The following is a 24,982-nucleotide window of genomic DNA, read 5'->3' on the forward strand; positions in this document are numbered from 1 at the left end:
GTCAGGCCTCGGCGGCCTCTGCCTCGGCGGCCTCGGCCTCGGCCTCGAGCTCCGCGGCGCGGGCGGCCGCGAGCAGGTCCTCGCGGTCGTGCATCGTCGTCCGCTGCCGGCCGCGGGTGGCGCCCAGCGCCCGCTCGGCCGCGTCGATCGCCCGCCAGTTGGGCAGCAGCACCGGGTCGGCGCCGCGGGCCCGCAGGGTGCGCACCAGGTCGTCGGGGTCGCCGTGCGCCCCGATGACGCCGGCCTCGACGTCGCCGAGCAGGGTGGCCACGGTCTCCCGGGCGTCGGCCTTGTTGGTGCCGACGACGCCGGTGGGCCCGCGCTTGATCCAGCCGGCCACGTACTCCCCGGCCGACGGCGCCCCGTCGCGCAGCACCCGCCCGGCCTCGTTGGGCACCGTGTTCGAGGAGGTGTCCAGCGGCAGCCCGGGCAGCGGCAGGCCCCGGTAACCGACGGAGCGGACGACGAGGTCGGCCGGCAGGGTGGTGAACTCCCCGGTCCCGCTGGCGCGGCCCTCGGCGTCGACCGCCGTCCGCTCGATCTCGATGCCGGTGACCCGGTCCTCGCCCACGATGCGCACCGGGCGGGCGAAGAAGCGCAGCGCGATCGTGGCCTGCCCGGGCTCGGGGGGCGTGCCGGCGTAGCCGCGCAGCACCTTCACGTTGCGCGCCTTGAGCCGGTCGGCCGGCGGCGGCTCGTCCTCGCCCGGGACGTCGGCCGGGTCCACGACCACCCCGGCCCCGGCCAGGTCCCCGAGCTCGTCGAGCTCCTTGGTGGTGAAGCTGGCCTGGGCGGGCCCGCGCCGGCCCAGCACGGTCACCGACTCCACCGGGGAGGCGGCCAGCGCGTCGAGCACGTGCTGGGGCATCTCGGTCGGCTCGAGCTCCTCGGGGGTGCGCACGAGCACCCGCGCGACGTCGAGGGCGACGTTGCCCACCCCGATCACGACCGCGTCCTTCACGCCGGCGAGGGCCGCCTCGACGCCGTCCCGGTCCGCGTCGGGGTGCCCGCAGTACCAGGCCACCAGGTCGGTGGCGGCGATGCTCCCGGGCAGGTCCTCGCCCTCAATGCCCAGGGCGCGGTCCCGGGAGGCGCCGTAGGTGTAGATCACCGCGTCGACGTGCCGGCGCAGCTCGTCCAGGGACAGGTCGGTGCCGATCTCGACGTTGCCGACGAACCGCACGTTCTCGTGGTCCAGGACGTGGTGCAGCGTGTCGCGCAGCGCGCGCATCTTCAGGTGGTCGGGGGCGATGCCGTGCCGCACCAGCCCGAACGGGGTGGGCAGCCGGTCGACCAGGTCCACCGCCACGGGGACGTCGTCCTGGCGGGTCAGCGCCTCGGCGGCGTAGATGCCCGCCGGGCCGGCCCCGACGACGGCGACCCGGAGGGGGCGGGTGGCGGGTGTGGTGGCAGTCTCCTCGGCGTCCGACATGGTCGGCATCCTGACCCGCGAGGTCGGGAAGCGCCAACCACCGCTCCGGTCGGGCCCGTCGTCACCGCTGCCGAGAGGAACCCGCGTGTCCGTCGTCGTCGTCGCCCACATCCGCCCGCTGCCCGAGCACCTGGACGCCGTCCGGGAGGCCCTCCTGGAGACGCTGCCCGCGGTCCACGAGGAGCCCGGCTGCGAGCTGTACGCCCTGCACGAGGCCGACGGCGTCCTCGTGATGGTGGAGAAGTGGGAGAGCCAGGAGGCGCTCGGCGTGCACATGACGGCGCCGGCGCTGGCCGCTCTCGGGCCCAAGCTCGCCGGCAAGGTGACCGGCGCCCCGGAGGTCCAGGTGCTCACCCCGCTGCCGGCCGGCACCAAGGGCGAGCTGTAGGCGGGGGCTCAGCCGCAGACGAGGTCGTGGTCCAGGTCGTCGTCCACGTACTGGGCGAGCACCACCCGCCCGCCGGGCACGAGGGGATCGCCGGAGCAGGTGGCCCGGGCGCCGTCCAGGTCGCGCGCGCCGGCCAGCCAGCTGTCCAGGCCGTGCAGCGGCGTGGCGGGGGGCACCCGGCCGGCGATCTGCGCCCACTGCCGCCCCGTCGAGTAGATGCCGACCTCGGCGCCGACCTCCCGGAGGTAGGTGGCCATGCCCTCCAGCGCCGCGCGGTTGCGGGCCTGCGCTCCGGGCGACCCGTACTGCCAGGTGTTCATCGTCTCCACGTCCAGCCACCAGCGGTGGGCGGCGGGGTCGGGGTCCACCCCCGCCGCCCAGGCGGCGGTGAGGAAGAAGACGTGGACGTCGACGGCGGCCCGGATCCGGCCGTACTGCCACGAGCACGCCGCGGAGTTGGTCCCGTCGCACTCGCCGTAGGGGGTCGACCCGGTGTCGGGCCACGTGGTGACCCGGTCGATGACCTCGCCGGGGTTGGCGGTGTTCACGTAGAGCTCGACGGCCGCCCGGCCGGTCGCGTCGGCCGCCCACGCCAGCTGCTCGGCCAGGCACGGGTTGGCGACGGTGGCGATCCCGCCGTTCACCCCGACGATCGCGACGTCCGCCCGGCGGGGCAGGGGCTCGCCGCACTGGGGGTGGGACACGTCGTAGCCGATCCGGGTCCCGTCCTCCGGTGCGGCGTGCGCGGTGCCCGGCAGCCCGAGCAGTGCCACCGCCACCGCCCCGGCGAGCGCGAGTGCGCGGGCCGCCACGGTCATCGGGCAACCCTAGGCTCCCCGTCCCCGGTCAGGACCCCCCGTCCGGGACCCCCCGATCAGGTGGACTGGCAGACGGGGCACCAGTGCAGGTTGCGGCCCACCATCTCCTGCGTCCGCACCTCGGTGCCGCAGATCCGGCACGGCAGGCCGGTGCGCCGGTACACGTAGTGCGCGTCGTCCCGGCGGACCGCGCCGCTCCTGCGGGCACGGTCCTCCGGGCGGGTCGTCACGATCCGGCCCAGGCGGACGCCGGAGCGCATGAGGACGACCAGGTCGGCCCACAGCCGGGTCCACTCCTCGGCGCCGACGTGGCGGCCGGGCCGGAATGGCGAGATGCGGTGCCGGAAGAGGATCTCGGCGCGGTAGACGTTGCCGACCCCGGCCAGCACGGACTGGTCCATGAGCAGCGCACCGACGGCGGTGCGGCTGCCGGCGATCCGCCGGTGCGCGACCGCGCCCTCGCGGGGGCGGGCGCGCAGCGGGTCGGGGCCCAGCCGGTCGAGGATCGCGTCGACCTCCGGTGCGGTGAGCACCTCGCAGGCCGTCGCGCCGCGCAGGTCGGTCCACACGCCCAGCCCGTCGGGGCCGGGGCCCTCCCAGCGCATCCGCAGCGCGCCGCGGGGCGGGGGAGGGGTGCCCGTGCCGCCGGTGTAGCTGCCGTACAGGCCGAGGTGGACGTGCAGCGTGTCCGCGCCGAAGCAGGCGAACAGGTGCTTGCCGTAGCTGGTCACCTCGTCGAGCACCCGGCCGTCGAGCAGCTCGGCGCCCGCGGCGAAGCGGCCCTGCGGGCTGGTCACGTGGACCGGCCGGCCGGCGAATGCCTCCTGCTGGTCGCGGGCCAGCCGGAACAGGGTGTGTCCCTCAGGCACGGCGCACCCGCTCCAGCCGCTCGAGCGCGACCCGCCGCTCGTGCGCGTGGTCGACCACCGGCTCCGGGTAGCCCTCGGGTACGCCTCCGGGCGCGCTCCAAGGCTCGTGCACGTACCGCGCGTCCACGTCCCGCAGCTCGGGCACCCACCGCTTCACGTAGGCGCCGTCCGGATCGAACTTCTTGCCCTGGGTGACCGGGTTGAAGATCCGGTAGTACGGCGCGGGGTCGGTGCCGGTGCCGGCCACCCACTGCCAGCCGTGGTTGTTGCTGGCCAGGTCGCCGTCGACCAGGTGCTGCATGAAGTACCGCGCGCCCCGCGTCCACTCCTGGTGCAGGTCCTTGACCAGGAACGAGGCCACGATCATCCGCACCCGGTTGTGCACGTAGGCCTCGCCGAGCAGCTGCCGCATCCCGGCGTCCACGATCGGGAAGCCGGTCCGCCCGGTCTCCCAGGCCCGCACCAGCTCCTCGGCGTGCGGGCCCGAGTCGTAGCCGAGCGCCTGCAGCTCCGGGCGCAGGTACTCGCGGGCCGATTCGGGCCGGTGCCACAGCACGTCGGCGTAGAACTCCCGCCAGGCCAGCTCGTCGGTGTAGCGGCGCACGGCCTCGGTCTGCTCCTCGGCGGCGAGGTCGGCCAGCAGCGTGCGGGGGTGGATCGTGCCGTACTTCAGGTGCGGGGACAGCCGGCTCGTGCCGTCGCCGGCGGGCAGGTTCCGACCCTCCGCGTAGCCGGACAGCCGCAGGTCGCGGAAGCGGTCCCACGCGGTGTGCGCGGCCTCCTCGCCGGCCGGCGGCAGCTCGGTGCCGCCCAGGTCCTGCTCGGGCGGCAGGTCGCCGGGCGCGGGACCCCGGCACCACCGGACGCCGTCCGGCCGGGGCGCGGGCGCCGGCCGGCCGTGCTCGCGCCAGGCGCGGGCGAAGGGCGAGAACACCTGGAAGGGGCTGCCGTCGCGCTTGGTCACCAGCCCCGGCCCGACCGCGTACGGCGAGCCGGTGCGGGTGAGCGGGACGTCCCCGAGCGCCCGCTCGACCGCGACGTCGCGGCGGCGGCCGTAGGGGCCGGTGTCGGCCGAGACGTGCACGCTGCCCGCCGCCACCTCCCGGGCGAGCGCGGGCACCACGTCGGCCGGGTCACCGGAGCGGACCACGAGGGCGCCGTCGGTGGCCTCGCGCAGGTCGGCCAGGCAGCGGCGCAGGTACTCGCGGCGCGGCGCGCCGGAGGGCTCCCACAGGCGCGGGTCGACGACGAACAGCGGGAGGACCTCGCCGTCGCCGCCGGCGGCCTCGATCGCGGCGAGGAGGGCCGGGTGGTCCCCGAGCCGCAGGTCACGGCGGAACCACAGCACGCTGGAGGGCACCCGGGCCACGTTATGTGCGATTCCGGTTGTGTGCAGTCCATCGCGTCATGGCCCCGTCCAGGGGCTCGTCCCGAGCGTGCGGGGGATGAGGAGGACGGGGTCCTCGTTCAGGCCTCGGCGGTGGCCAGCCCGAAGTGCGGACGGTCCTCGTCGCGGACGAGGTCGAGGTAGTCCGGGTGCTGCTGGATGTAGTACCGGATGAACGAGCAGTAGGGCAGGACGTGCAGGCCGCGCTCGCGGGCCGCGTCGAGCACGCCGGCCACCAGGGCCGAGCCGATGCCGCGGCCACCCACGCTCGGGTCGACCTCGGTGTGCGGGAGCGTCATGACGCGGTTCTCGACGTGGTAGCTGGCGAGCCCGACCACGCGCCCGCCCAGCCGGACCTCGAAGCGTCCCCGATCGGGGACGTCGACCACACTCGTCTCCATCGTGCCGTGCCCACCTTCCGCTCGCCCCGGCGCCGTTGCCGGAGCTCGTTGTGCGTCTCAGAACGGTAACGCCTCGGAAGCCCCACGCGTCCCGGGAGCGCCCCTCGGGCGCGTCGCACGTCACCGGAGCGGGTGACCCGCCCGGGTCGTGCGGACACGACCGGCCCGGCCGTCCGGGGGGACGACCGGGCCGGACCCGCGCGCCGGTGGCCTACTTGAAGACGTCCTTGACCTTCTCGCCGGCCTGCTTGACGTTGCCGCTGGTCTGGTCGGCCTTGCCCTCCGCCTGGAGGTCGCGGTTGTCGGTGGCCTCTCCCGTGGCCTCCTTGCCCTTCCCGGTCAGTTCCTCGGCCTTGTTCTTCATCTTGTCCATGGCGCTCATGCCCTGGTGGTGCCCCCGTCGTGCCCGGTGCACGCGTATCCGCGCGGACCGTCACGCGATCGCAAGACTGGCGGGCCCGGGGCCCGCCGCGGACCCCGGCCGGGCATGCTCGCCGGGTGTCGTGTCACATCGGTGGCCCCGGCGGTGCTCCCCGGGTGTGGACCTGGTGCAGCACGAGCGGTGGCCGGCGGCCGCGGTCGCCGTCGCGGCCCCGCGGACGCGGGTGAGGGAGCGGACCGGCGGCATCCGGCCGGACCTGGAGCAGGTGTTCCGCAGCGACTACCCCCGCGTCGTCGGGGTCGCCGCGCGGGTGCTCGGGTCCCGGGAGCAGGCCGAGGACGTCGCCCAGGAGGTCTTCCTCGCCTTCGGCCGCTCCTCGGTCCCCGCGGGCGAGGCCGGCGGCTGGCTGACGGTGGCCGCCGCGCACACCGCGCTCAACCTGCTGCGCTCGGGCCGCCGCCGCAGCGCCCGCGAGGACGCCGTCGGCCGGCAGCAGCCGCAGGAGGCGCCCGACGTCGCCGACGCCGTCGTCTCCGGCGAGGAGCGGAGCCGGGTGCGGGCCGCCCTCGCGCGGCTGCCCCGCCGGCAGGCGGTGGCCCTGGTGCTGCGCCACAGCGGCCTGAGCTACGACGAGGTGGCCGCCGCCCTCGATCTGTCTGTCGGCAGCGTCGGCACGACCGTGCGACGCGCCGAGGCCCGTCTCAAGGAGGAGCTGGACCGCGATGCGTCATCCCACTGAGGGGGTCCTGCGCCGGCTGGTCGACGAGCCGCTGGGCGTCGCCGACGCCGACCGCGCCCACGTCGCCGGCTGCGCCACCTGCCTGGCCGGCCTGGAGGCCGCCCGCGCCGACACCCGCGCCGTCGCCGCGGCCCTGGGGGCCGGGGCCTCCCGGGATGTCGACGTCGACGCCGGCTGGGCCCGCCTGTCGGCCGCCGCGCCCGCCCGCCGCGCACCTGCCCCGGCCCGCCGCCGCTGGGCTCCCGCGCTGCGCCGCCCGGCGGTGGCCGCCCTCGGCGCCGTCGTCGTCCTCTCCGGCGCGGGCGTGGCCGCGGCCAACGACTGGCTGCCGATGTTCCGGACGGAGCAGATCGAGCCGATCGCCCTGCAGGAGCGGGACCTGGTCGCGCTGCCGGACCTGTCGGCGTTCGGCGACCTCGAGGTCACCGGCGACGTCGAGCCGGTGGAGGTGCCCGACGCGGCGACCGCGCGGGAGCGCACCGGCCTGCCCGTGCCGCAGGTCGCCGACCTGCCGACCGGCGTGAGCGGCGAACCGTCCTACCTGGTGGTCGAGCCGGTGAGCGCGGTGTTCACCTTCTCGGCCGAGCAGGCGGCGCGGACGGCCGCCGAGTCCGGTGCGGAGCTGCCCGTGCCGCCGCCGGGCCTGGACGGCGGCCGGGTGCTGCTGGAGGCCGGCCCGGCCGTCGCGGCGGTCTGGACCCAGCGCTCGGGTCTGCCCGTCCTGGCCGTCGGCCGGGCCGTGGCCCCCACCGCCTCCTCCGACGGCGTGCCCTTCGAGACGGTGCGCGACTACCTGCTGTCCCTGCCGGGCCTGCCCGCGGACGTCGCCGAGCAGCTGCGGACCTTCTCCGCCGACGCGACCACGCTGCCGCTGCCCGTGCCGGCCCGCATGGTGACCACCTCCGAGGCCGAGGTCGACGGCGTGGAGGCCACCGTGCTCGAGTCCCGGGACGGCACCATGGCCGGCGTGGTCTGGGTCTCCGACGGCATCGTCACCGGGGTGGCCGGGGCGGTGAGCACCGACGAGGTGCTCGCCGTCGCCCGGGCGCTGGGCTGACGACGCCGGTGGAGGACACCCGGACCGCCGCCGAGTTCCTCGCGCAGCTGCCGCAGTCCCCGGCGGTCTGGTGCTCCGGCCTGCGCAAGCGCTACCGGCGCCGGGCGGCGGTCGACGGCGTCTCCTTCACCGTGGGCCGCGGCGAGGTGGTCGGCCTGCTCGGCCCCAACGGGGCCGGCAAGACCAGCGTCATCAAGATGCTGCTGGGCCTGGTGCGACCCGACGCCGGCGAGGTGATGCTGCTCGGCCGGCCCGGCCGGGACGCGCGCTCCCGCGAGCGGGTCGGTTACCTGCCCGAGCTCTTCCGCTACCAGCCCTGGCTCACCGCCGCGGAGGTGCTCGCGCTGCACACCCGGCTGGCGGGCGTGCCGATGAGCGAGGCCGAGGGGCGGGAGCGGCTGGACGCCGTCGGCCTCGACGGGCGCGCCGCCGACCGCGTCGGGGGCTTCTCCAAGGGCATGCAGCAGCGGCTGGGCCTCGCGGTCGCGCTGGTCGGCCGGCCCGAGCTCGTCGTCCTCGACGAGCCGACCAGCGCGCTGGACCCGATCGGCCGGGTCGACGTCCGCGACCTCGTGCTGTCGCTCAAGGCGCAGGGTGTGGCGGTGCTGCTGAACTCGCACTTGATCGGCGAGGTGGAGCGGGTGTGCGACCGGGTGGTGATCCTCGACCACGGGCAGGTGCGGGCGGCCGGGACGCTGGCCGAGCTGCTCGGCCGGCGGGAGGTGCGGCTGCACCTGGGCGGCGTCGACGGCCGCGCCGAGGCGCGGCTGCGCGCGGCGGGCGAGGTCAGCGCCTCGGGGGACCGGTTCACCGTCGTCCTCCCGGACGGCGACGACGGCGCGGCGGTGCCGGCGCTCGTCGCCGACCTCGTCGCCCTGGGGGTCGCGGTGCACGCCGTGGAACCGGCGCGGATCAGCCTGGAGGAGCGGCTGCTGGGGATCCTGCGGGCCGGGCACGGGGACGGCGCCCGGTGACGGCGGTGCTCACGGTGGCGCGGCTGACCGTGCGCGAGGCCGCCCGCCGCCGGGTGCTGTGGGCGCTGGCCGTGCTCACCCTCGCCCTGCTCGCGCTCAGCGGCTGGGGGTTCTCCCGGCTGACCGGGCTGGACACCGGGTTCGGCGACCTCACCTCCGGGCAGGCCCGGCTGGTCGCCTCGCAGCTGCTCAACCTGGTGATGTTCGGGCTCAGCCTCGTCGCCGCGCTGGGGACCGCCTTCCTCGCCGGTCCGACGGTCGCCGGCGAGATCGAGTCGGGGATGGCCCTGTCGGTGCTGGCCCGGCCGCTGCGGCGCTCGGCGGTCCTGCTGGGCAAGTGGCTGGGACTGGTGACCGTCGGCTGCGGCTACGTGGTGGTGGCCGGGCTGGCGCAGTTCCTCGTCGTCCGCTGGACGGTCGGCTACTGGCCGCCGGAGCCGGCGATCGGCCTCGCGCTGCTCGCCGCGCAGACGGTCACCCTGCTCACCCTCGGGCTGCTGCTCTCGAGCGTCATCTCGCCCATGGCCTCCGGCGTGGTGGCGGTCGGGCTGTTCGGCGCCACGTGGGTCGCCGGGATCGTCGGCAACGTGGGGCAGGTGCTCGGCAACGAGGGCGTCGAGCGGGTCGGCACCGTGTCGCGGGCTCTGCTGCCCACCGACGGTCTGTGGCGCGGGGCCATGCACGCGTTCCAGGACCCGTCCGCGCTGCTCACGCTGGGGCCCGAGGGGGCCGGCTTCCCGTTCCTCGGCGAGGCCCCGCTCAGCACCGGCTACCTGCTCTGGGTGCTGGCGTGGGTCACCGGGGTCTGGGCCCTGACCGCGGTGGTGCTCGACCGCCGCGACGTCTGAGCTACGGAGTCGCGGACCGGTCCGACGCCCGCCGGGCGGGGGGCCGCCAGCCGGTGGTGTCGCGCCGCGGCGGGAGTCCGGCCGGCATCGGGTCGGGCTCGGGCAGCAGCTCGCCGCGGCCCGGGGCCAGCTCGGCCGGGTCGAGGGTGATGGACCGGAACCGTCCCTCGACCAGGGCCGGGGCCAGCGCCGGCTGCACCTCGCGCACGTGGTCGCCCGCCGTCGCGACGACGAAGTCGCACGGCGTGCTGGCCGGCGACCCCAGGTAGGGGCGGGACGTGGCGCCCGCCATCGGGAACCACGGCAGCCCCATCGCCTGCACCAGCTGCAGCACGCCGTCGTCGAGGATCGTCACCATGCCCTCGGCGCCGCAGTCGCGGGCGTACCGCCAGATCCCGTGGCACAGCGCGAGGCTGACCTCGGCGCCGGCGCTGCCGGCGCGGTAGCGCGGGTCCACGGCCAGCGTCGCGACGTCCCAGGTCTCGCGGCCGGCGAGGCCACGGGCGGCCAGCGCGCCGGGCGCGTCGAGGTGCCAGGGCTCCCCGGCCATGTCGGCCAGCGACTTCAGCCGGCCGGTCTCGTCGGGGAGGATCAGGCGCGCGGTGCCCAGGGCCGCCCCGTCGGCGTCGTCGATCACCGCGACGAAGCGCGACCGGCCCTCGTAGGGCCCGTACTCGGCCTCCATGACCTCCGGCGTGTTGCCGAAGGCCTGGAGGAAGACCTGCGCCTCGACCCGGCGGGCGGCGTCCCGCTCGGCCGGAGTGTGGGCGACGAGCAGCCGCAGCGCCATGTCAGAAGGACTTCGCGACGAGCGGGGCGGCGGAGAACCAGTCCCGCGTGAAGGCGACGGCGGTGTCGACGTCGAACGCCTTGCACGTGTACAGGTCGACCGAGAAGAACAGCCGCGGCTGCTCCCAGGCGTAGAAGTGGGCGCCCGAGGTCTCCCAGTGGATCCAGCCGGCCCAGCCGTAGAGGTCGGAGCGGTGCGTCACCGGCTCGATGAGCTGGACCATCCCGACCTCGCGGGACAGTGCCGACAGGTACCGCCGGATCTGCCCGTCGTCGACCGGCCGGGCGGGGACGCCCTCGATGACCAGCCGCTGCCGGAGGATCTCCGGGGCGAGGTCGCGCCAGTCCTCCGCCGCCGTCGCGAGGGGGCGGTCGGCGCTGCGCAGCAGGCGGTGGCGGACGAGCTCACTGGCGGGGGAGGACGAGGTCACCCGATCATGGTGACCGGATCGCTACCCAGCGCGCTTGATCACCTACGGCGTGTCGCCGAGGGGAACGAGGGCGTCCGGAATGCCGTCAGTTCTGGCCGACACCGGAACTGAGCTCGGGGACCAGGGTCGCGCTCGGCAGGCCGGTGTCGGATGCCGCGAGCCAGACGAGGAAGTCGTCCACCGGCATCGGCCGGGCGATGGCGTACCCCTGGGCGACGTCGCAGCCCAGCCGGGCGAGCGTCGCGCTGGTCGCGAGCGTCTCCACGCCCTCGGCCACCAGGCTCAGGCCCAGCGCGTGGACCAGCGCCACGGTGTGCTCCACGATCGCGGCCGCGCGAGGGTCGCGATCGACGTCCGCGGTCAGCGAGCGGTCCAGCTTGAGCTCGTCGGCGGGCAGGTGCCGCAGGTAGGCCAGCGAGCTGTAGCCGGTGCCGTAGTCGTCGATCGAGGTCCGGACGCCGAGCCGGCGCAGGTCCCCCAGGACGGTCCGGCCGCGCTCGGGATCGGCCATGAGGTTGTCCTCGACGAGCTCCAGGGTCAGCGCCGCGGTGGGCAACCCGTGCCGGGCCAGGGCGGCGGCGACCTTCTCGGGCAGGTCGAGGTCGGTGACGTTGGCGGCCGAGAGGTTCACCGAGACCGGCACCCGGCGGTCGGCCCACCAGCGCGCGGTCGCCGCCAGCGCCAGCTCGAGCACCCGGTCGGTGAGCGGCCGCAGGAGGCCGGCCTGCTCCGCGGCAGGGAGCAGGTGTGCGGGGGAGAGCAGCCCCCGGGCGGGGTGGTTCCACCGCACCAGGGCCTCGGCGCCGACGACGCTGCCGTCGCGCAGGTCCAGCTGCGGCTGCAGGAAGACGACCAGCTGGTCGTCCACCTCGAGGGCGGTCCGCAGCTCCTCCATGGTGCGCAGCCGGTCGCTGCCCGCCGTGCCGGTGACGGGGTCGGGGACGTAGACGTGCACGCCCTCGCGGGCGCTCTTGGCGCTGTACATGGCCACGTCGGCGCAGTGCAGCAGCTCCTGCACGGTCGTCGCCGGGGCCGGGGTCGTCGAGACGCCGATGCTGACCCCGACGTGCAGCCGGACGCCGGTCACGGTGAAGGGTTCCAGCAGCAGCGCGCGCAGCCGCTCGGCGAGGACCTGCGCGGTCTGCACGCCGGTGTCCGGCAGCACGATGCCGAACTCGTCACCGCCGAGCCGGGCGAGCACGTCGTCGCGGCGCAGCGCGCCGCGCAGCCGGGGGCCGATGAGCCGCAGCAACTCGTCGCCGGCGGAGTGCCCGAGGCTGTCGTTGACCTCCTTGAAGCCGTCCAGGTCCAGCAGCAGGAACGCCGCGGGCCGCTCGACGGTGGCCGTGGCGACCACCTGCTGGGCGCGCTGGAGCAGCGCCCGGCGGTTGGCCAGGCCGGTCAGCTCGTCGGTCCGCGCCTCGCGCTGCACCTGGTTGAAGCCGCGCACCTCGTGGAAGGTGACGCCGATGCGGGCCAGGCCGGCCAGCACGCAGCCGATCGCCAGCCAGGCCGAGACCGGCGGCATGGGGTGTGTCCAGCCGGTGCCCAGGACGACGAGGCTGGCGACGATGCAGGCCAGCGGCAGGGCCAGCAGCCGCCACCCGAGGCGGGAGCTGCGCGGCCCGGGCACCGGGACCGGCCGCTCCGTGGCGCCTGCGGCGGCCGCCGCGGCGAGGACCACGCAGACCAGCCAGCCGAGCTCGAGCGGGCCGCCGTCGACGTAGGCGTCGTGCATCTTCAGCGCGAAGAGGACGATGTCCGAGGCGCAGATGAAGAACAGCCCCACGGCGAGCAGGGCCAGGGTGCGGTCCAGGCGCACGCCGAGGATCGAGCCCACCGCGACGAGCACGCCGATGAGCAGCACCGTCGTCGCGGGCGGGAACAGGTCCGCCGCGGCGACCGTGGGCTCGCCCGGTGCGGGGTAGAGGTAGGGGCCGAGCACGAACGCGACCCCAGCCGCCAGGCTGCCGAGGCCGCCGATGAGCCCGTCGAGCCACATGCTCGGGTGGAACCGGTGCACCCGCGTGCGGATGAGCACGAAGATCGGCACGTACATGCTGATGTAGGCGGCGAAGGAGACGGCCACCGCCGGCGTCGACACCGGACCGTTGCCCTCGAGCCCGGACGACAGCACGCGCAGCGCGTTGCCGATGCCGCCCAGGGCCAGCGCGGTCGCCAGCCCCCACCACGCCCACCGCTCGGAGGGCACGCGGCGCGCGGCCGCGACGCAGGCCGCGGCCGCGGCGAGGTAGGGCAGGTTGTAGAGGACGACGTCGAAGGTGCGGTCCCACGCCGCGCCGGCGGGCCGCCACACGACCCCGACCGCGAAGAGCGCGGTCAGGCCGATGGTCAGGTACAGCAGGCGCACGGGTCGCCGCGGCGCGGGGACCCTCGGTCGCTGCCTCAACATGGAGAGGTCATCGGCGCCGGGGGGCCGGACCTGCAACGGAGCCGCTCCACCCTCACCCCGAGGGGTGAGCCGCGGCTCGCGATCGGCCACCCCTCTCCCATCGGCGCGAGGAACGGTGCGCTGGACCCCCCGTCACCCGATCGAGCGCGTGCCGGTCGGGGGCGGCGGTCGCCGTCCGGGCGGTGGCAGGGTCCCCGGGCTCTCGTGACGGACGTCGGAGGAGGCCAGCGGAGGTCCCCCAGGGAGCCCGGTGGACCGATGCCTCGGCGGGGGAATCAGCACCTGGACCCGGCTCCGATCGCCCTAGCCTCACCGCATGACCCGTTACAGGTTCCTCGACGCGATGGGTGAGGTCGTGGCCGAGCAGGAGTTCGCCGAGCACGCGCTCGCGCTGGCGTGGGCCGAGGACGAGGCGGACGAGGACGTCCAGCGTGTGGAGTACCTCGGGCCCGAGGGCGACTGGCGTTGGGCGGGGGCACTGGGAGGGTGATGCCGCGCCCGCGGTGACCGTGCCTCGGAGCCCGCTCGGAGTCGTCCGTCCTGGCGGATCGGGACGCGCGCCTCTGCCCCGCGGCCGGCTTGCCGCGGGGTGCAGGGGTGCAGTGGGTCAGACGCGCAGGGGTGGGTGGACGACGATCTGGGTGCCGTCGGGGCGGTAGGTGCGCCAGCGCCGGCCGGGTGGTGCGGTGTCGTCGCGTTCGACGCGGTAGCCGTGGTGGACCTTGGTGTGGTGGCGTTCGCACAGCAGCCCGGTGTTGTCCAGGGAGGTCTGGCCGCCGAGGGCCCAGTGGATGAGGTGGTGGACGTCGCAGAACCAGGCGGGGGCTTCGCAGCCGGCGAACACGCAGTGCCGGTCTCGGAGCTCGACGGCCTTGCGGATGTGCGCGGGCACGGTGCGCTGGGTGCGGCCGACGTCCAGGGGTAGCCCGTCGGGGTCCAGCACGATGCGGGTGACGGTGGCGTCGCAGGCGAGCCAGCGGGCGGCCGCGGCGGAGATCGTGGCGCCGGTTCCGGTGCGCGCCGCGCCAGGTGAGGGAGCCGGGTCGACCAGGTCGCTCAGCGGCAGGGTGGCGAGCAGGTGCGGCTTGACGGTGCGCAGCACCGGCAGCTCACCGGAGGCCAGGGCGTTGTCGGCCAGCTGGACCAGGGCGTCGGCGGTGCGCTGTGCGCGGTCGCGCAGGTCTCCGGCGCAGCGGGAGGCGGCCTGCACCGCTTCCAGGGCGGTGGCGAGTTTCTGCCCGCCGACGGGGTCCAGGGTGCCGCCGAGGGTCCAGTGCCCGTCGGGTTGCTGCACCAGGTGCGCCGACCGCTGTGGGGTGGGGTCGGGTTCGGGGCCGTCGGTGTCGAGCTTGGCCAGGTAGGTGCCGACCGCCGACTGCAGGTCGCGGTGGGTGCCACAGGTGGCCACCACGACCAGGGCGGTCTCGATCTCGGCCAGGTCGATGCCCTGGGCGTCGGCCAGGTCCCGGTTCACCGGGGTGGCGATCTCGGCGATCACCTCCACCTGGTCGGCGCCCAGCAGCCCGGCGGCGAAGGCTGCGGCGGTGGCGGGCAGGTGTTCCAGCGCCCGGCCGTGGCCGACCAGCTGCGACGCCCGGGATCCGGACAGCCGCACCACGCCGCGCAGCCAGGACTGCGCGGTCTTGGCGGCGTCGTGCTCGACCGCGCCGCGGACGTCGATCCGGCGCACCACCCGGGTCAGCTCGGCCTCCAGCCGGTTGGCCGCCGCGGACAGCTGGCGGGCGTGGTCCAGCAGCGCTCCGTCCGGGAGGCCGTCCAGGTCCAGGGCGGCCAGGGCGTCCAGTGCCGATTGCAGCTCGCCCACGACACCCTCCCGACCGGCTAGAACGTGTGTTCGATTCTAGCGCCCGGAACCGGGTCGACCAGGAGATTTCCCCAGGTCAGCGACCTGTCCACAGATGCTCGCCACCTCTTGACGCGGAGATCGGAGCAGGCCCGGAGACCAGCGCGCGAGGACGCCCGCCAGGTCCGGCGGCGGTTCCCCCGACCGCGGTCACGCGGGGGCGCGCTGGGGAGCGGCGGCGACCGGGACCGCGACGGGCTGCGAGGGATCCGCCCGCCGGGCGCGCGGCCGCAGCTGCACCAGTACGACCGAGGTCAGGACCAGCAGCCCACCGGCCAGCTGGACCGGGGTGAGGAACTCCCCGAGCGCGAGCGCGGCCAGCGCCGTGGTCACCACCGGCTCGGCCGTGGAGAGGGTCGCGGCGGTCGACGGCCCGGTGCGGCGCAGGCCGGCGAAGAACGCCAGCATGGCCACGACGGTCGACACCACGGCGATGCAGCCGATCCACAGCCACCCGGCCGCGGGGAGCGCCAGGTCGGCGCCGCCGGTGAGCGCGTTCCGCAGCGCGAGGGTGGCCGCCGCTCCGGTCATGACCAGGGCGGACAGGACCACGGGCGGCACCCGGTGCACCGTCGTGTCGGCGACCAGGATGTAGACGGTGTAGGTGGCCGCGGCGCCGAAGGCCATGGCGACGCCGGCGGCGTCGAAGCGCAGCCCGCCCGCTCCGGCGAGCACCAGCAGCGTCCCGGCCGATGCGACCAGCACCGCCGCCGCCCGGGCCCGGGTGAGCCGGTCCCGGCCGAGGAGGACGGCGACCACCGTGACCAGTGCCGGGTAGACGTAGAAGACGAGCGCGACCAGCGAGGCGTCCACCCGCTCGAGGGCGGCGAAGTACAGGCCGGCCTGGGTGACGTAACCGACGGCGCCCAGCCCCAGGCCGACGACGACCACGCGGCGGGGGAGCGACCCGGCGCGCGGTCGGCCGGGCTCCCGGGGTGCCCGCGTGCCGGGCAGCAGGAGCAGGACCAGGCCCAGCAGCAGTGCCGCGAGGGAGAAGCGCAGCAGCAGCAGCGTGCCGAGCGGCACCCCCGCCGCGAAGGCGAGCTTGCCGAAGACAGCCATGGCGCCGAAGCAGGCGGCCGACACGAGACAGAGCGCAGGACCCACGCCGAGGAGCATCGAGGCCGCGACGGTTCAGGTCCAGTGACCATTCCTGGATCGGATACGTCAGCATCACTGCATGGACGTCCTGGACCTGCGCCGGCTCCGCCTGCTGCTGGAGCTGCGCGAGCGCGGAACCCTCGCCGCGGTGGCCGCGGCGCTGGCCTACACGCCCTCGGCGGTGTCCCAGCAGCTCGCCGTGCTGGAGCGGGAGGCCGGGGTGCGCCTGCTCGAGCGGGCCGGCCGGGGCGTCCGGCTGACCGACGCCGGCCGGTTGCTCGCCCGGCACGCCGACGTCCTGCTCTCGGCGGCCGACGCGGCTCGGGCGGACCTCGCGTCGCTGACCGGTGGGGTGCGGGGCACGGTGCGGGCGGGCGGCCTGCAGTCGGCGACCCGGCGGGTGCTCATCCCGGTGGTCGCGCGGCTGCGGGCCGAGCACCCGGAGGTCCGGGTCGAGGTCTCCGAGCTGGAGCTCGAGCAGGCGCTGCCGGAGCTGCGGCTGGGGGCCCTCGACGTGGTCGTCAGCGACGAGTACGACGGGCACCCGCGCCCCCGCCCGGGAGGGCTGCGCTTCGACGTGCTGCTCGAGGAGCCGCTGCGGCTGGTCCTGCCGGCCGGTCACGCGGCCGCGGAGGGCGGGGGTCCCGTCGCGCTGGCGGACCTGCGCGACGAGGTCTGGGTGGCCTCGGCCGCCGGCACCGGCCACCACGCGCTCGTCGTGGGCGCCTGCCGGTCGCTGGGCTCCTTCGACCCCGACGTCCGTCACCGCAGCAACGACGCCGACGTGCAGCTGGAGCTGGTCCGCAGCACGGGCGCCGTCGGGCTGCTGCCGGCGCTCACCCTGCCCGGGGCGGACCGGTCGCTCGCGGTCCGGGACGTCGCCGAGGCCGCCGTCCGCCGCCGGTTGGTCCTCGTCACCCGCGACAGCCCACCGGCCCCGCCGCTGGACGCCGTCCTCGCTGCGGTCGGGGAGCAGGCGCGCCGGCTGGCGGGCACGTGACGCACCCGGCGCTCAGCCGGGCAGGCCGATCAGCAGCACCGCGTTCAGGGTCAGGATCAGCGCGGTGACCACGACGGCGACCACGGTGGTGACGCGCCGGTTGACCAGCTCGCCCATCACGTCGCGGCGCCGGGTGAGCAGCAGCAGCGGCACCAGGGCGAAGGGGATGCCGAACGACAGCACCACCTGCGACACCACCAGCGCCCGGGTGGGCTCGACGCCGAGCGCCAGGACGGCCAGCGCGGGGAACATCGTCAGCGCCCGGCGGAGGAACAGCGGGATCCGGCGGCGGAGGAAGCCCTCCATGATCACCTGCCCGGCGTAGGTGCCGACGCTCGAGGAGGCGAAGCCCGAGACCAGGAGGGCCATCCCGAAGAGCAGCGCCGCGGGGCCGACGACGCCGAAGCCTTCGTAGGCGCCCTCCAGGACGTCAGCCCCCAGCGACGAGCCGGCGAACAGGGACGCCGCCACCAGCAGCATCGCCGCGTTGACCAGCCCGGCCAGCCCCATGGCCACCGTGACCTCGGTCCGCTGTTCGCGCAGGGCCTCCCGCCGCTGCGGCACGGTACGGGCGCTGGTGGTCTCGGTGACCAGGGCGGAGTGCAGGTAGATGGCGTGCGGCATGACCGTGGCGCCGAGGATGCCCGCGGCGAGCACGAGGCTGCCCAGGCCGTCGATCCGGGGGACCAGCCCGCGCGCGGCCTCGCCCCCGTCGACGTCACTGCTCACCAGCAGCAGCAGGAAGGCGACGACGATCATGCAGAAGTAGGTGGTGACCGCGTGGATGTAGCGCCGGTCGCCCGGTGCCTGGAGCGCGAGCAGCATGAAGGCCCAGGCCCCGGTGAGGAGCCCCCCGGTGAACAGGTCCATGCCGACGAGCAGGTGCAGCGCCACGGCGCCGCCGACGATCTCGGCCAGGTCGGTCGCCATGGCGACCACCTCGGCCTGGGCCCAGAGCCCGAGCACCACCGGTCGCCGGTACTGCTGCCGGCAGTTCTCCGGCAGCGACATCCCGGTCGCCAGCCCCAGCTTGGCCGACAGGCCCTGGACGAACATCGCCATCAGGTTGGCGAGCACGATCACCCACAGGAGCAGGTAGCCGTACTCGGCGCCGGCGGAGAAGTTGGTGGCGAAGTTCCCCGGGTCGACGTAGGCGATGGCCGCCACGAAGGCCGGACCGACGAGGAGCAGCCGGCGACGGCGTGGCGCGGCGACCACGCGCTCCCGATGCAGCACGACCGACCTCCCAGCGCGACCCGGGCCGCCATGGTGCTCGTCCGTCCCGGTACCCACCAGACCCCGAATCGGGGCGGTGGCCGGGACCGGGTCCCGGCGGGCTCGGGTCCCTCCGGAGGATGAGTCCGGTGCCCCGCCGTCGGGTCGCGGGACGTCAGGCACTTGTGCCGACCGCCCCTCAGGTGGCACAACCGTCGGACCGGTCCGGAACTCGGGCGCCGAGCACGCGCACCGGCCGGACCGGCCTCACGGGGAGGGTGCGCGATGCGATCGGGCCCCGGGCCGAGGACGGCCCGACCGCGCGCGGACGACGGCGTGCCGCCCTCGATCAGCCTCGTCGAGGGGGCGGGGGCGGCCGCACGTCGCCGGGACGGGCTGCCGCCGGTCGGGCGGGTCGCCGGACGCTTCGTCATGGCGAACCTCGTCGTCGTGACGCTGCTGTTCGGCGGCAGCGTCTGGGCGACCCGGCAGGCGGCCACGGACGAGGCGATCGCCGACGCCCGGCGCACCACGGAGCTGCTCGCGACGCTCGTGGTGGAGCCCACCCTGCAGAGCGGCCTCGCCGAGGGCGGCGCCGAGGCCGGCGCCGAGGCGGTCGCGGCGATGGACGCGGCCCTGCGCGGCAGGCTCGACGCCGCCTCCGTGGACCGGCTGCTCATCTGGCGCGGGGACGGGACCGTCGTCTACTCCGACGACGCCGGCCTGATCGGCGAGCGGCTGCCGCCGGGGGAGGCGCCACCGGTCCCCCGGGAGGGGACGACGCGTGCCGAGGTCGGCGACGTGAGCCGCCCGGAGCACCGGCTGGACGGCACCTCGGAGCAGGTGCTGGAGGTGTACCGGCAGGTCCGCGACCCGGCAGGTCGCGCCCTCGTCCTGGAGACCCGCACGTCCTACGGTGCGGCGACGGCCCGGCAGGCCGACATCTGGTGGCACTTCGCGCCCATCTCGCTGACCGTGCTGCTGGCGCTCCTGGCCCTCCAGCTGCCGCTGGCCAGCCGGATGCTGGCGAAGGTGCGGGCCGAGCAGCGCGAGCGGGAGGCGCTGCAGGCGCGGGCGCTGGAGTCCTCCGACGAGGAGCGGCGGCGCATCGCCGGCAGCCTGCACGACGGGATCGTGCAGGACGTCTCCGCCGCTGCCCTGCTGGTGGCCGGTGCCGCCGACCAGCTGCGCGACACCTCGGGCCGGCACTCGGCGCAGGACGTGGCAGGCGTCCTCGGGGAGGCGGCGACCGCGCTGCGCGGGTCCGCGGGGTCGCTGCGGTCCCTGCTGGTGGAGATCTACCCGCCTGACCTGCAGCGGGCCGGGCTCGCCTCGGCGCTGGCCGATCTCGCCGACCGGCTGCGCGCCCGGGGGATCGACGTGCAGGTCCGCGTCCCCGAGGAGCTGGAGCTGCCGCTGGACGCGGCCACGCTGCTGTTCCGGGTGGCCCAGGAGGTGCTGCAGAACGCGGCCAAGCACTCGGGCGCCGGACTGGTCGAGGTCACGGTGACCCGGCTCGCCGACCGCGTCGTCCTCGACGTCCGCGACGACGGGGCGGGCTTCGACCTGGAGGCGACCCTGCGCCGGCCCCACGACGGGCACCTCGGGCTGGACCTGCTCACCGACCTCGCGGCCGCCGGGGACGCCGGTCTGGACATCCGGACGGCGGCCGGCGCGGGCACGCACGTGCGGCTGGAGGTCCCGCTCTCGTCGGCCGGGTGAACGGCGCACCCCGCCGCGGGGCCGGCAGGTGCGCCGTCCCCCGGCGTGCCACCCTCAGATCCGTGACGCGCGTCGGCCTGGTGCTGGGTGCCGGTGGCGTGGTCGGGCAGGCCTACCACGCCGGGGTGCTGGCGCTGCTGGAGCACGACCTGGGCTTCGACGCCCGCCGGGCCGAGGTGGTGGTCGGGACCTCGGCCGGCGCCATCACCGGCACCCTGCTGCGGCTCGGGGTGTCGGCCGAGGACCTGGCCGCGTGGACGGTGAAGGCGCCGCTGTCGGGCGCGGGGGAGGCGACGCGGTCCATCGCGGAGACGGCCGCACCCGACCTGGCCCCGTTCCGCCCGCTGCACCTGCTGCGCCGCCCCCTGCGGGTGCCCAGCCGGCACATGGTCGCGCGGGCGGTGTCCCGGCCGCTGCAGTTCCGGCCCCTGGCGGCGGGCATGGCCCTCGTGGCGCCGGGACGCCACGACATCGTCGGCCAGCTGGCCGCCTTGCGCGAGCTCGAGCGGGCGCAATGGCCCGAGCCGGGGCTGTGGATCTGCGCCGTGCGCCGGCGGGACGGTCGCCGGGTGGTGTTCGGCCGGCCGGGGACGCCGGAGGCGCCCGTCCACCTCGCCGTCGCCGCGTCGTGCGCGGTGCCCGGCTACTTCGCCCCGGTGGAGATCGAGGGGCGCCTCTACCTGGACGGCGGTGTGCACTCCCCGACGAACGCGGCGATCCTGCGCGGGTCCGGCCTCGACCTGGTCGTCGTCGTCGCGCCGATGAGCGGCACGGTGGGCTGGGTGCCCGACCTCTACGCGGCGGCCCGCAGGCACACGTCGCGGATCCTGGCCCGGGAGGTCCGGGCGCTGCAGCGGGACGGGATCCGGACCGTGGTCTTCACCCCCGGCGCCGGCGAGCAGCGGGTGATGGGCAACGACATGATGTCCCGCGCCCGGCTCACGGAGATCATCCAGGAGTCGTTCCTGGCGACCGGCCGGCGCGTCGCCGACCCCGCGCTCGCCGGGGTCCTCCGGGCGGCCGGCGCCGGTCGGTGAGGGCGCTCCGGGCGCTCCGGGCGCCGCCCCACGCGGCCCCGCCGGCGCCGGGTGACGAGGAAGGGTCGGTCGACCGTCGACGCCGTCGGACGGTGCTGGCACGATGCGTCCCCGTACCGGTGGCGCGGTCGGTGAACGCCGTCGTGGACGCCGGGGCCCGCCCCTCGAGGAGGTGGTCGCGACGGGTCCCGTGCTGACCACCAAGCTGCACGTCCCCCGCCGGTTGCCTCCCGGTCTCCCGACAGGCGGCTCACGACGTCGCGGTTCCCCCGACCATGCGCTCCCGCACCCACTGCGCCGAGACCCGGGCGGTGTCCTCGACCGTCGGCTGGTCGGCGATGTCGACCTCGACGACGTACCAGCCCTCGAACTCGGCCAGCACGGCCAGCACGGCGTCGAAGTCGACGTCGCCACGGCCGGGCTCGGTCCACAGGTGACGACCGGTCAACGCGAGGTAGTCGGCCCCCGCGCCGTCGGACATCACCGAGGAGCGGAAGTCCTTCAGATGCACGGCCCCGACCCGGTTCAGATACCGGCGGATCATCTCGGCCGGGTCAGCTCCGGCCCAGGCGAGGTGCCCGGTGTCGGGTCCGAAGAGGAGGAGTGAGGGGTCCACTGCGTCCAGCACCGCCACGGTCTCGGCCGGGGTCTCCACCCACGTCCCGATGTGCTGGTGGAGGCAGGGGGTGACCCCCTCGGCGACCATCGCCTCGCACGCCGCGGCAAGGTTCTCGCACAGCCGTCCCAGCCTGGCCTCGTCCGCGCCGATCCCGACCGCGGGGGTGGCCAGGCGCTCCTGGGAAGCGAACTGGTCGGCGATGAAGATCCGGGTCAGCCCGAGCGCGGCATGCTGGGCCGCGACCCGCCGGGCCTCCTCCACCGTCTTCCCTTGCTCGGGCTCGGTGAACGGGGCCTGGAAGTAGCCCGGCGCCGGGGAGAGTCCGCTGTCGGCGAGCAGTCGGCCGTAGTCCGTGATGGACATGCCCTGCGGCGGCTCGACGTGCACCGCGTCGAAGCCCGCGGCCTTGATCCGCCGGTAGATCTCCGGCAGCGGCGGAGCCGAGTCCGGATCGAAGCCCCGCTCGCTGAGGTAATAAGGAAGGGGGTTGAACGCGACGTGCGGGCTTTCCGGCATCGGCACTCCATGGGGCGAGTACGGCCACGGTGGCCGGGGACGGAACACGATCGGCTGGACCGGCGCGAACTTATGTGCGTAGCATGCAATAGTCAAACGGAACCGCCTCATGCTGAAAAGCCGTTCCAGGGCGGGACCAGAAGGGGAATGCCATGGCGCTCGGACCGATGGATGGCCCCTTCTCGAACGATCACCTGGACACCCTCGTGACCGTGCTCGACCTCTTGCGCACGGGCGCCGCGCGGACCCGCCCGGAACTCGGCCGGATCTCGGGCCTGGGACGCGCAGTCGTCACGCAGCGGATCGGGGAGCTGCTGGAGTCCGGGCTGGTCGTCGACGGCGCACTCGCCCCCTCGACCGGTGGCCGAGCGCCGAGAGAACTCCGATTCCGGGCGGATGCCGGGCACGTGCTCGTCGCAGCGCTCGGCGCCACGAGCGTCGGCGTCGGCGTGGCCGACCTCGCCGGCGGCCTGCTCACCCACCGCGTCGAACCGGGGGACATCTCGCTGGGCCCCGAGACGGTGTTGGCCCACGTGGAAGACCTCTTCGACCAACTGCTCGCCGGGCGCCCGGACGACGCGCCGCCGGTCTGGGGCGTCGGCATCGGCGTACCGGGTCCCGTCGAGTTCTCGACCGGACGAACCGTCTCCCCCCCGATCATGCCCGGCTGGGACGGCTATCCGGTGCGCGGCCGGCTCTCGGCGCGGTACGGCGCCCCGACCTGGGTCGACAACGACGTCAACCTCATGGCCCTCGGGGAGCTGTACGGCGGTCTGGCCCGGGGCGAGCGCGACGTCGTGTACGTCAAGGTCGGCAGCGGCATCGGCGCGGGCCTGATCAGCGCCGGGCGGTTGCACCGTGGCGCTCAGGGCTCGGCCGGTGACGTCGGCCACGTCGAGGTCATCGAGGACTCCTCGGTCGTCTGCCGCTGCGGCAACACCGGCTGCCTGGAAGCGGTCGCCGGAGGTGTGGCCCTGGCACGACAGGCCACCGCGGCAGCCGCTGACGGCAGCAGCAGGTTCCTCGCAGAGCGTGCACAGCACGGACGGGGGCTGAATGCGGAGGACGTCGCAGAAGCCGCCCAGCACGGCGACCCCCTGGCGGTCGAGATGCTCAGCCGCGCCGGCCGGCGCATCGGCGGGACCCTGGCAACGGTGGTGAACCTCTACAACCCGTCACTGATCGTCGTGGGGGGTGGCGTCGTGAACGCCGGCGACCTGTTCTTCGCGGCGATCCGGAACGCGACCTTCAGCCGGTCACTTCCGCTGGCCACCCGCGACCTGCGGATCGTCCGCTCGCCCGACGGCGACGAGGCCGGCCTGCGAGGCGCCGCCTTCGTCGTCCTCGACGAGCTCTTCTCCCGGAACCTGCTCCCGCGGTGGATCCACGCGGGCTCGCCGGCGGGCCAGCCGTGGCTGCCTGCCGTCGCCGCCTGAGGCGCCACCCGGCAACGGGGTCGACGGCCCTACGCCCGGTGGCCGCTGAGGTGCCGGCCGCCCACAGGCGGTGCGCCGGGCACTCTCACCAATAGAGCTCGTCGCGCTCCAGACGCGAGGCCACGCGCACCGCTCGCGATGCTGCATCCCGCGCAGCGGCATCGGCGGCGCCGGCACGACCCGCCAGGCGACTCAACTGCAGCGTCAGCACGCGGCGCCGCATCTGCCGGGCGCGCTCGGTGGCCGCCACCAGCGGGGCATGGCTCGCAAGCATGGGGACTCTCTTCGTGACCGGATCGGGCCGGCTCACCGGCGGCCGCGGCGACGGCTCCGGTGGGGCGCGGCGCCCGGGAGCTTCCGCTCCCGGGCGCCGCGGTGACGGAACTCAGGCAGTTTTGGGTACCAGGAGCGTGGCGATCCGGTCCGCGACGGCACCGACCACCACCGGCGCATTCACGTCGTTCTCGACGTGCGCGAACCGGAAGAGGTGCTGCATGTCCTTGCCCCACGACTCGTACTGCGCCTGGTCCACCTTCAGCGGCATCATCCCGACCTCGGCCTCGCTGAAGCGGTACCAGCTGCGGCTGTAGGCGACCGCCATCATCGGACGCATGTCCGGCGTCCGGTTCGGCGTGCCCCGGTGCCACATCCGGGCGTCCCGGATGATGACGCTGCCCGCCGGGGCGATCACCTGCTGGGCTTCGCGCAGCTGCGAGCCGGCGGCCGCGTCACTCCAGTCGAGGTGGTGCGTCCCGTACGGGAAGATCTCCAGCGGCCCGTTCTCCGGCGTGAAGTCGACGAGCAGGATGTTCAGGACGAGGTTGAAGGCCGGCAGCGCGGTGTCGAGGCCGGGGAAGAGCGCGATGCCGTCGGAGTGCGCGATCTGGTACTCGGAGCCTTCGAGCGGCGTGTCGGCCGCCATGAAGCTCACGGCCAGGTCCTCGCCCAGCACCTTCTTCAGCAGCGGGTAGAGGAGCTCGTTGGTCTGGATGTCGGGCGCGACGAACGGCGGCCGCACCGGCAGCTGGATGTTGTAGCGGTTCTTGCCGCGGTTGTCCGGCGTCTTCGCCCGATGGTCCTCGAGGAGCCCGGCGAAGTCGTCCGTCATCTCCTGCATGCGGGCGCGGTCGAACACCTCCTCGAGGAGGAAGTAGCCGTCCGTGCGCAGCGCGAGCAGCAGCTGCTCCTGGAAGTCGGGCTGCCCGGCCCGCTCGGTCCACTCGGCCTTGGTCAGGCGCATCGCTTTCTCCTTCGGATTGACGGTGTGGGTAGGGGAGTGACGGTGTGCCGCATTTCTGTTGTGAAACTACAAGGATGGCGCCGACGGCCGGAGGATGACGATCCCCCGGGAAGAAGCCCGCAGCCGGTCGGAGCGCCACACATGAGTCTTGACGCTCATGTTGACGGCCTGAATTCGGACAACTCCTCCCGGACGGCGGCGTTGCCAGTGTGGCAAATCTGTAGTCGGACTACAAGGACTGTCATGTGGGCGGCCCGCGGGCGGCTAGGCTGTCCGGCGAATGTCCCCCCGGCGCGCGACGCGA

Annotated in this window: 25 protein-coding genes; 10 read left to right on the top strand and 15 right to left on the bottom strand. The window is 75.1% G+C overall.

Annotated elements, in window-relative coordinates:
* Position 1: 1 nt before the first annotated feature.
* Positions 2-1,432 carry an FAD-dependent oxidoreductase gene (locus ACK586_RS03605; RefSeq protein WP_409329081.1) on the bottom strand — a complete coding sequence of 477 codons (1,431 nt, stop codon included), beginning with the start codon at positions 1,430-1,432 and terminating at the stop codon, positions 2-4.
* 85 nt (positions 1,433-1,517) lie between these two features.
* Here ACK586_RS03605 and ACK586_RS03610 point away from each other — a divergent pair, with 85 nt between their 5' ends.
* The gene (locus ACK586_RS03610) at positions 1,518-1,820 is read left to right on the top strand and encodes a putative quinol monooxygenase (RefSeq protein WP_409329082.1); all 303 of its coding nucleotides are present in this window, start codon (positions 1,518-1,520) and stop codon (positions 1,818-1,820) included.
* Positions 1,821-1,828: 8 nt separating this feature from the next.
* On the opposite strand, the gene ACK586_RS03615 is transcribed toward ACK586_RS03610, so the two are convergent.
* From ACK586_RS03615 to ACK586_RS03635, 5 genes are all read right to left on the bottom strand, one after another.
* On the bottom strand, positions 1,829-2,638 hold the full coding sequence (locus tag ACK586_RS03615) for a glycoside hydrolase family 25 domain-containing protein (RefSeq protein ID WP_409329083.1): 810 nt from the start codon (positions 2,636-2,638) through the stop codon (positions 1,829-1,831).
* Between the two features lie 56 nt (positions 2,639-2,694).
* Positions 2,695-3,507, bottom strand: a complete 813-nt coding sequence (locus tag ACK586_RS03620; RefSeq protein WP_409329084.1) for an Fpg/Nei family DNA glycosylase — start codon at positions 3,505-3,507, stop codon at positions 2,695-2,697.
* Complete coding sequence (locus ACK586_RS03625; protein ID WP_409329085.1) at positions 3,500-4,867, bottom strand: cryptochrome/photolyase family protein; 1,368 nt, start codon at positions 4,865-4,867, stop codon at positions 3,500-3,502. The genes ACK586_RS03620 and ACK586_RS03625 overlap by 8 nt, the downstream gene beginning before the upstream one ends.
* Before the next feature lie 107 nt (positions 4,868-4,974).
* Complete coding sequence (locus tag ACK586_RS03630) at positions 4,975-5,295, bottom strand: GNAT family N-acetyltransferase (RefSeq protein ID WP_409329086.1); 321 nt, start codon at positions 5,293-5,295, stop codon at positions 4,975-4,977.
* Between the two features lie 211 nt (positions 5,296-5,506).
* Positions 5,507-5,677, bottom strand: coding sequence for a CsbD family protein (locus ACK586_RS03635; RefSeq protein WP_409329087.1), 171 nt, complete (start codon positions 5,675-5,677; stop codon positions 5,507-5,509).
* Between the two features lie 157 nt (positions 5,678-5,834).
* On the opposite strand from ACK586_RS03635, the gene ACK586_RS03640 reads away from it, so the two are divergent.
* Genes ACK586_RS03640 through ACK586_RS03655 form a run of 4 tightly spaced genes read left to right on the top strand, consistent with a single transcriptional unit; the run spans position 5,835 to position 9,295 of the window.
* Entirely contained in the window at positions 5,835-6,416 is a 582-nt protein-coding gene (locus ACK586_RS03640; RefSeq protein ID WP_409329088.1) for a sigma-70 family RNA polymerase sigma factor, read from the top strand.
* Complete coding sequence (locus tag ACK586_RS03645; RefSeq protein ID WP_409329089.1) at positions 6,400-7,473, top strand: hypothetical protein; 1,074 nt, start codon at positions 6,400-6,402, stop codon at positions 7,471-7,473. The genes ACK586_RS03640 and ACK586_RS03645 overlap by 17 nt, the downstream gene beginning before the upstream one ends.
* Before the next feature lie 8 nt (positions 7,474-7,481).
* Positions 7,482-8,447, top strand: coding sequence for an ABC transporter ATP-binding protein (locus ACK586_RS03650; RefSeq protein WP_409329090.1), 966 nt, complete (start codon positions 7,482-7,484; stop codon positions 8,445-8,447).
* Complete coding sequence (locus ACK586_RS03655) at positions 8,444-9,295, top strand: ABC transporter permease subunit (protein ID WP_409329091.1); 852 nt, start codon at positions 8,444-8,446, stop codon at positions 9,293-9,295. The genes ACK586_RS03650 and ACK586_RS03655 overlap by 4 nt, the downstream gene beginning before the upstream one ends.
* Before the next feature lies 1 nt (position 9,296).
* On the opposite strand, the gene ACK586_RS03660 is transcribed toward ACK586_RS03655, so the two are convergent.
* The 3 genes from ACK586_RS03660 to ACK586_RS03670 all read right to left on the bottom strand — a co-directional run bounded on the left by ACK586_RS03660 (position 9,297) and on the right by ACK586_RS03670 (position 12,886).
* Positions 9,297-10,085 (bottom strand): hypothetical protein, encoded by a 789-nt coding sequence (locus tag ACK586_RS03660; protein WP_409329092.1) that lies wholly within the window; start codon positions 10,083-10,085, stop codon positions 9,297-9,299.
* Position 10,086: 1 nt separating this feature from the next.
* On the bottom strand, positions 10,087-10,515 hold the full coding sequence (locus ACK586_RS03665) for an S-adenosylmethionine decarboxylase (RefSeq protein WP_409329093.1): 429 nt from the start codon (positions 10,513-10,515) through the stop codon (positions 10,087-10,089).
* A gap of 85 nt (positions 10,516-10,600) precedes the next feature.
* Positions 10,601-12,886, bottom strand: a complete 2,286-nt coding sequence (locus ACK586_RS03670; RefSeq protein WP_409329094.1) for a putative bifunctional diguanylate cyclase/phosphodiesterase — start codon at positions 12,884-12,886, stop codon at positions 10,601-10,603.
* Positions 12,887-13,244: 358 nt separating this feature from the next.
* On the opposite strand from ACK586_RS03670, the gene ACK586_RS03675 reads away from it, so the two are divergent.
* Positions 13,245-13,418 (top strand): hypothetical protein, encoded by a 174-nt coding sequence (locus ACK586_RS03675; RefSeq protein ID WP_409329095.1) that lies wholly within the window; start codon positions 13,245-13,247, stop codon positions 13,416-13,418.
* 117 nt (positions 13,419-13,535) lie between these two features.
* Here ACK586_RS03675 and ACK586_RS03680 read toward each other — a convergent pair whose 3' ends face one another.
* The gene (locus ACK586_RS03680; RefSeq protein WP_409329096.1) at positions 13,536-14,753 is read right to left on the bottom strand and encodes an HNH endonuclease signature motif containing protein; all 1,218 of its coding nucleotides are present in this window, start codon (positions 14,751-14,753) and stop codon (positions 13,536-13,538) included.
* A gap of 189 nt (positions 14,754-14,942) precedes the next feature.
* A complete protein-coding gene (locus ACK586_RS03685) occupies positions 14,943-15,899 on the bottom strand; it encodes a DMT family transporter (RefSeq protein WP_409329097.1) in 957 nt (318 codons plus the stop codon).
* A 73-nt stretch (positions 15,900-15,972) separates the two neighbouring features.
* On the opposite strand from ACK586_RS03685, the gene ACK586_RS03690 reads away from it, so the two are divergent.
* Positions 15,973-16,893: a LysR family transcriptional regulator gene (locus tag ACK586_RS03690; RefSeq protein WP_409329098.1), complete on the top strand. Its 921-nt coding sequence runs from the start codon at positions 15,973-15,975 to the stop codon at positions 16,891-16,893.
* Positions 16,894-16,905: 12 nt separating this feature from the next.
* On the opposite strand, the gene ACK586_RS03695 is transcribed toward ACK586_RS03690, so the two are convergent.
* Entirely contained in the window at positions 16,906-18,129 is a 1,224-nt protein-coding gene (locus tag ACK586_RS03695; RefSeq protein ID WP_409329099.1) for an Nramp family divalent metal transporter, read from the bottom strand.
* 315 nt (positions 18,130-18,444) lie between these two features.
* On the opposite strand from ACK586_RS03695, the gene ACK586_RS03700 reads away from it, so the two are divergent.
* Together ACK586_RS03700 and ACK586_RS03705 are read left to right on the top strand one after the other, a co-directional pair.
* Positions 18,445-19,830 carry a sensor histidine kinase gene (locus ACK586_RS03700; protein ID WP_409329100.1) on the top strand — a complete coding sequence of 462 codons (1,386 nt, stop codon included), beginning with the start codon at positions 18,445-18,447 and terminating at the stop codon, positions 19,828-19,830.
* A 62-nt stretch (positions 19,831-19,892) separates the two neighbouring features.
* Positions 19,893-20,867 carry a patatin-like phospholipase family protein gene (locus ACK586_RS03705; protein WP_409329101.1) on the top strand — a complete coding sequence of 325 codons (975 nt, stop codon included), beginning with the start codon at positions 19,893-19,895 and terminating at the stop codon, positions 20,865-20,867.
* Between the two features lie 250 nt (positions 20,868-21,117).
* On the opposite strand, the gene ACK586_RS03710 is transcribed toward ACK586_RS03705, so the two are convergent.
* A complete protein-coding gene (locus ACK586_RS03710) occupies positions 21,118-22,002 on the bottom strand; it encodes a sugar phosphate isomerase/epimerase family protein (protein ID WP_409329102.1) in 885 nt (294 codons plus the stop codon).
* Between the two features lie 152 nt (positions 22,003-22,154).
* Here ACK586_RS03710 and ACK586_RS03715 point away from each other — a divergent pair, with 152 nt between their 5' ends.
* The gene (locus tag ACK586_RS03715) at positions 22,155-23,438 is read left to right on the top strand and encodes an ROK family protein (RefSeq protein ID WP_409329103.1); all 1,284 of its coding nucleotides are present in this window, start codon (positions 22,155-22,157) and stop codon (positions 23,436-23,438) included.
* An 85-nt stretch (positions 23,439-23,523) separates the two neighbouring features.
* On the opposite strand, the gene ACK586_RS03720 is transcribed toward ACK586_RS03715, so the two are convergent.
* Together ACK586_RS03720 and ACK586_RS03725 are read right to left on the bottom strand one after the other, a co-directional pair.
* Entirely contained in the window at positions 23,524-23,688 is a 165-nt protein-coding gene (locus tag ACK586_RS03720; RefSeq protein ID WP_409329104.1) for a hypothetical protein, read from the bottom strand.
* Between the two features lie 135 nt (positions 23,689-23,823).
* Complete coding sequence (locus ACK586_RS03725; RefSeq protein ID WP_409329105.1) at positions 23,824-24,678, bottom strand: phytanoyl-CoA dioxygenase family protein; 855 nt, start codon at positions 24,676-24,678, stop codon at positions 23,824-23,826.
* Positions 24,679-24,982: the final 304 nt, after the last annotated feature.

The organism is Trujillonella humicola, assembly GCF_046233715.1.
Classification (GTDB): Bacteria; Actinomycetota; Actinomycetes; order Mycobacteriales; family Geodermatophilaceae; genus Trujillonella; species Trujillonella humicola.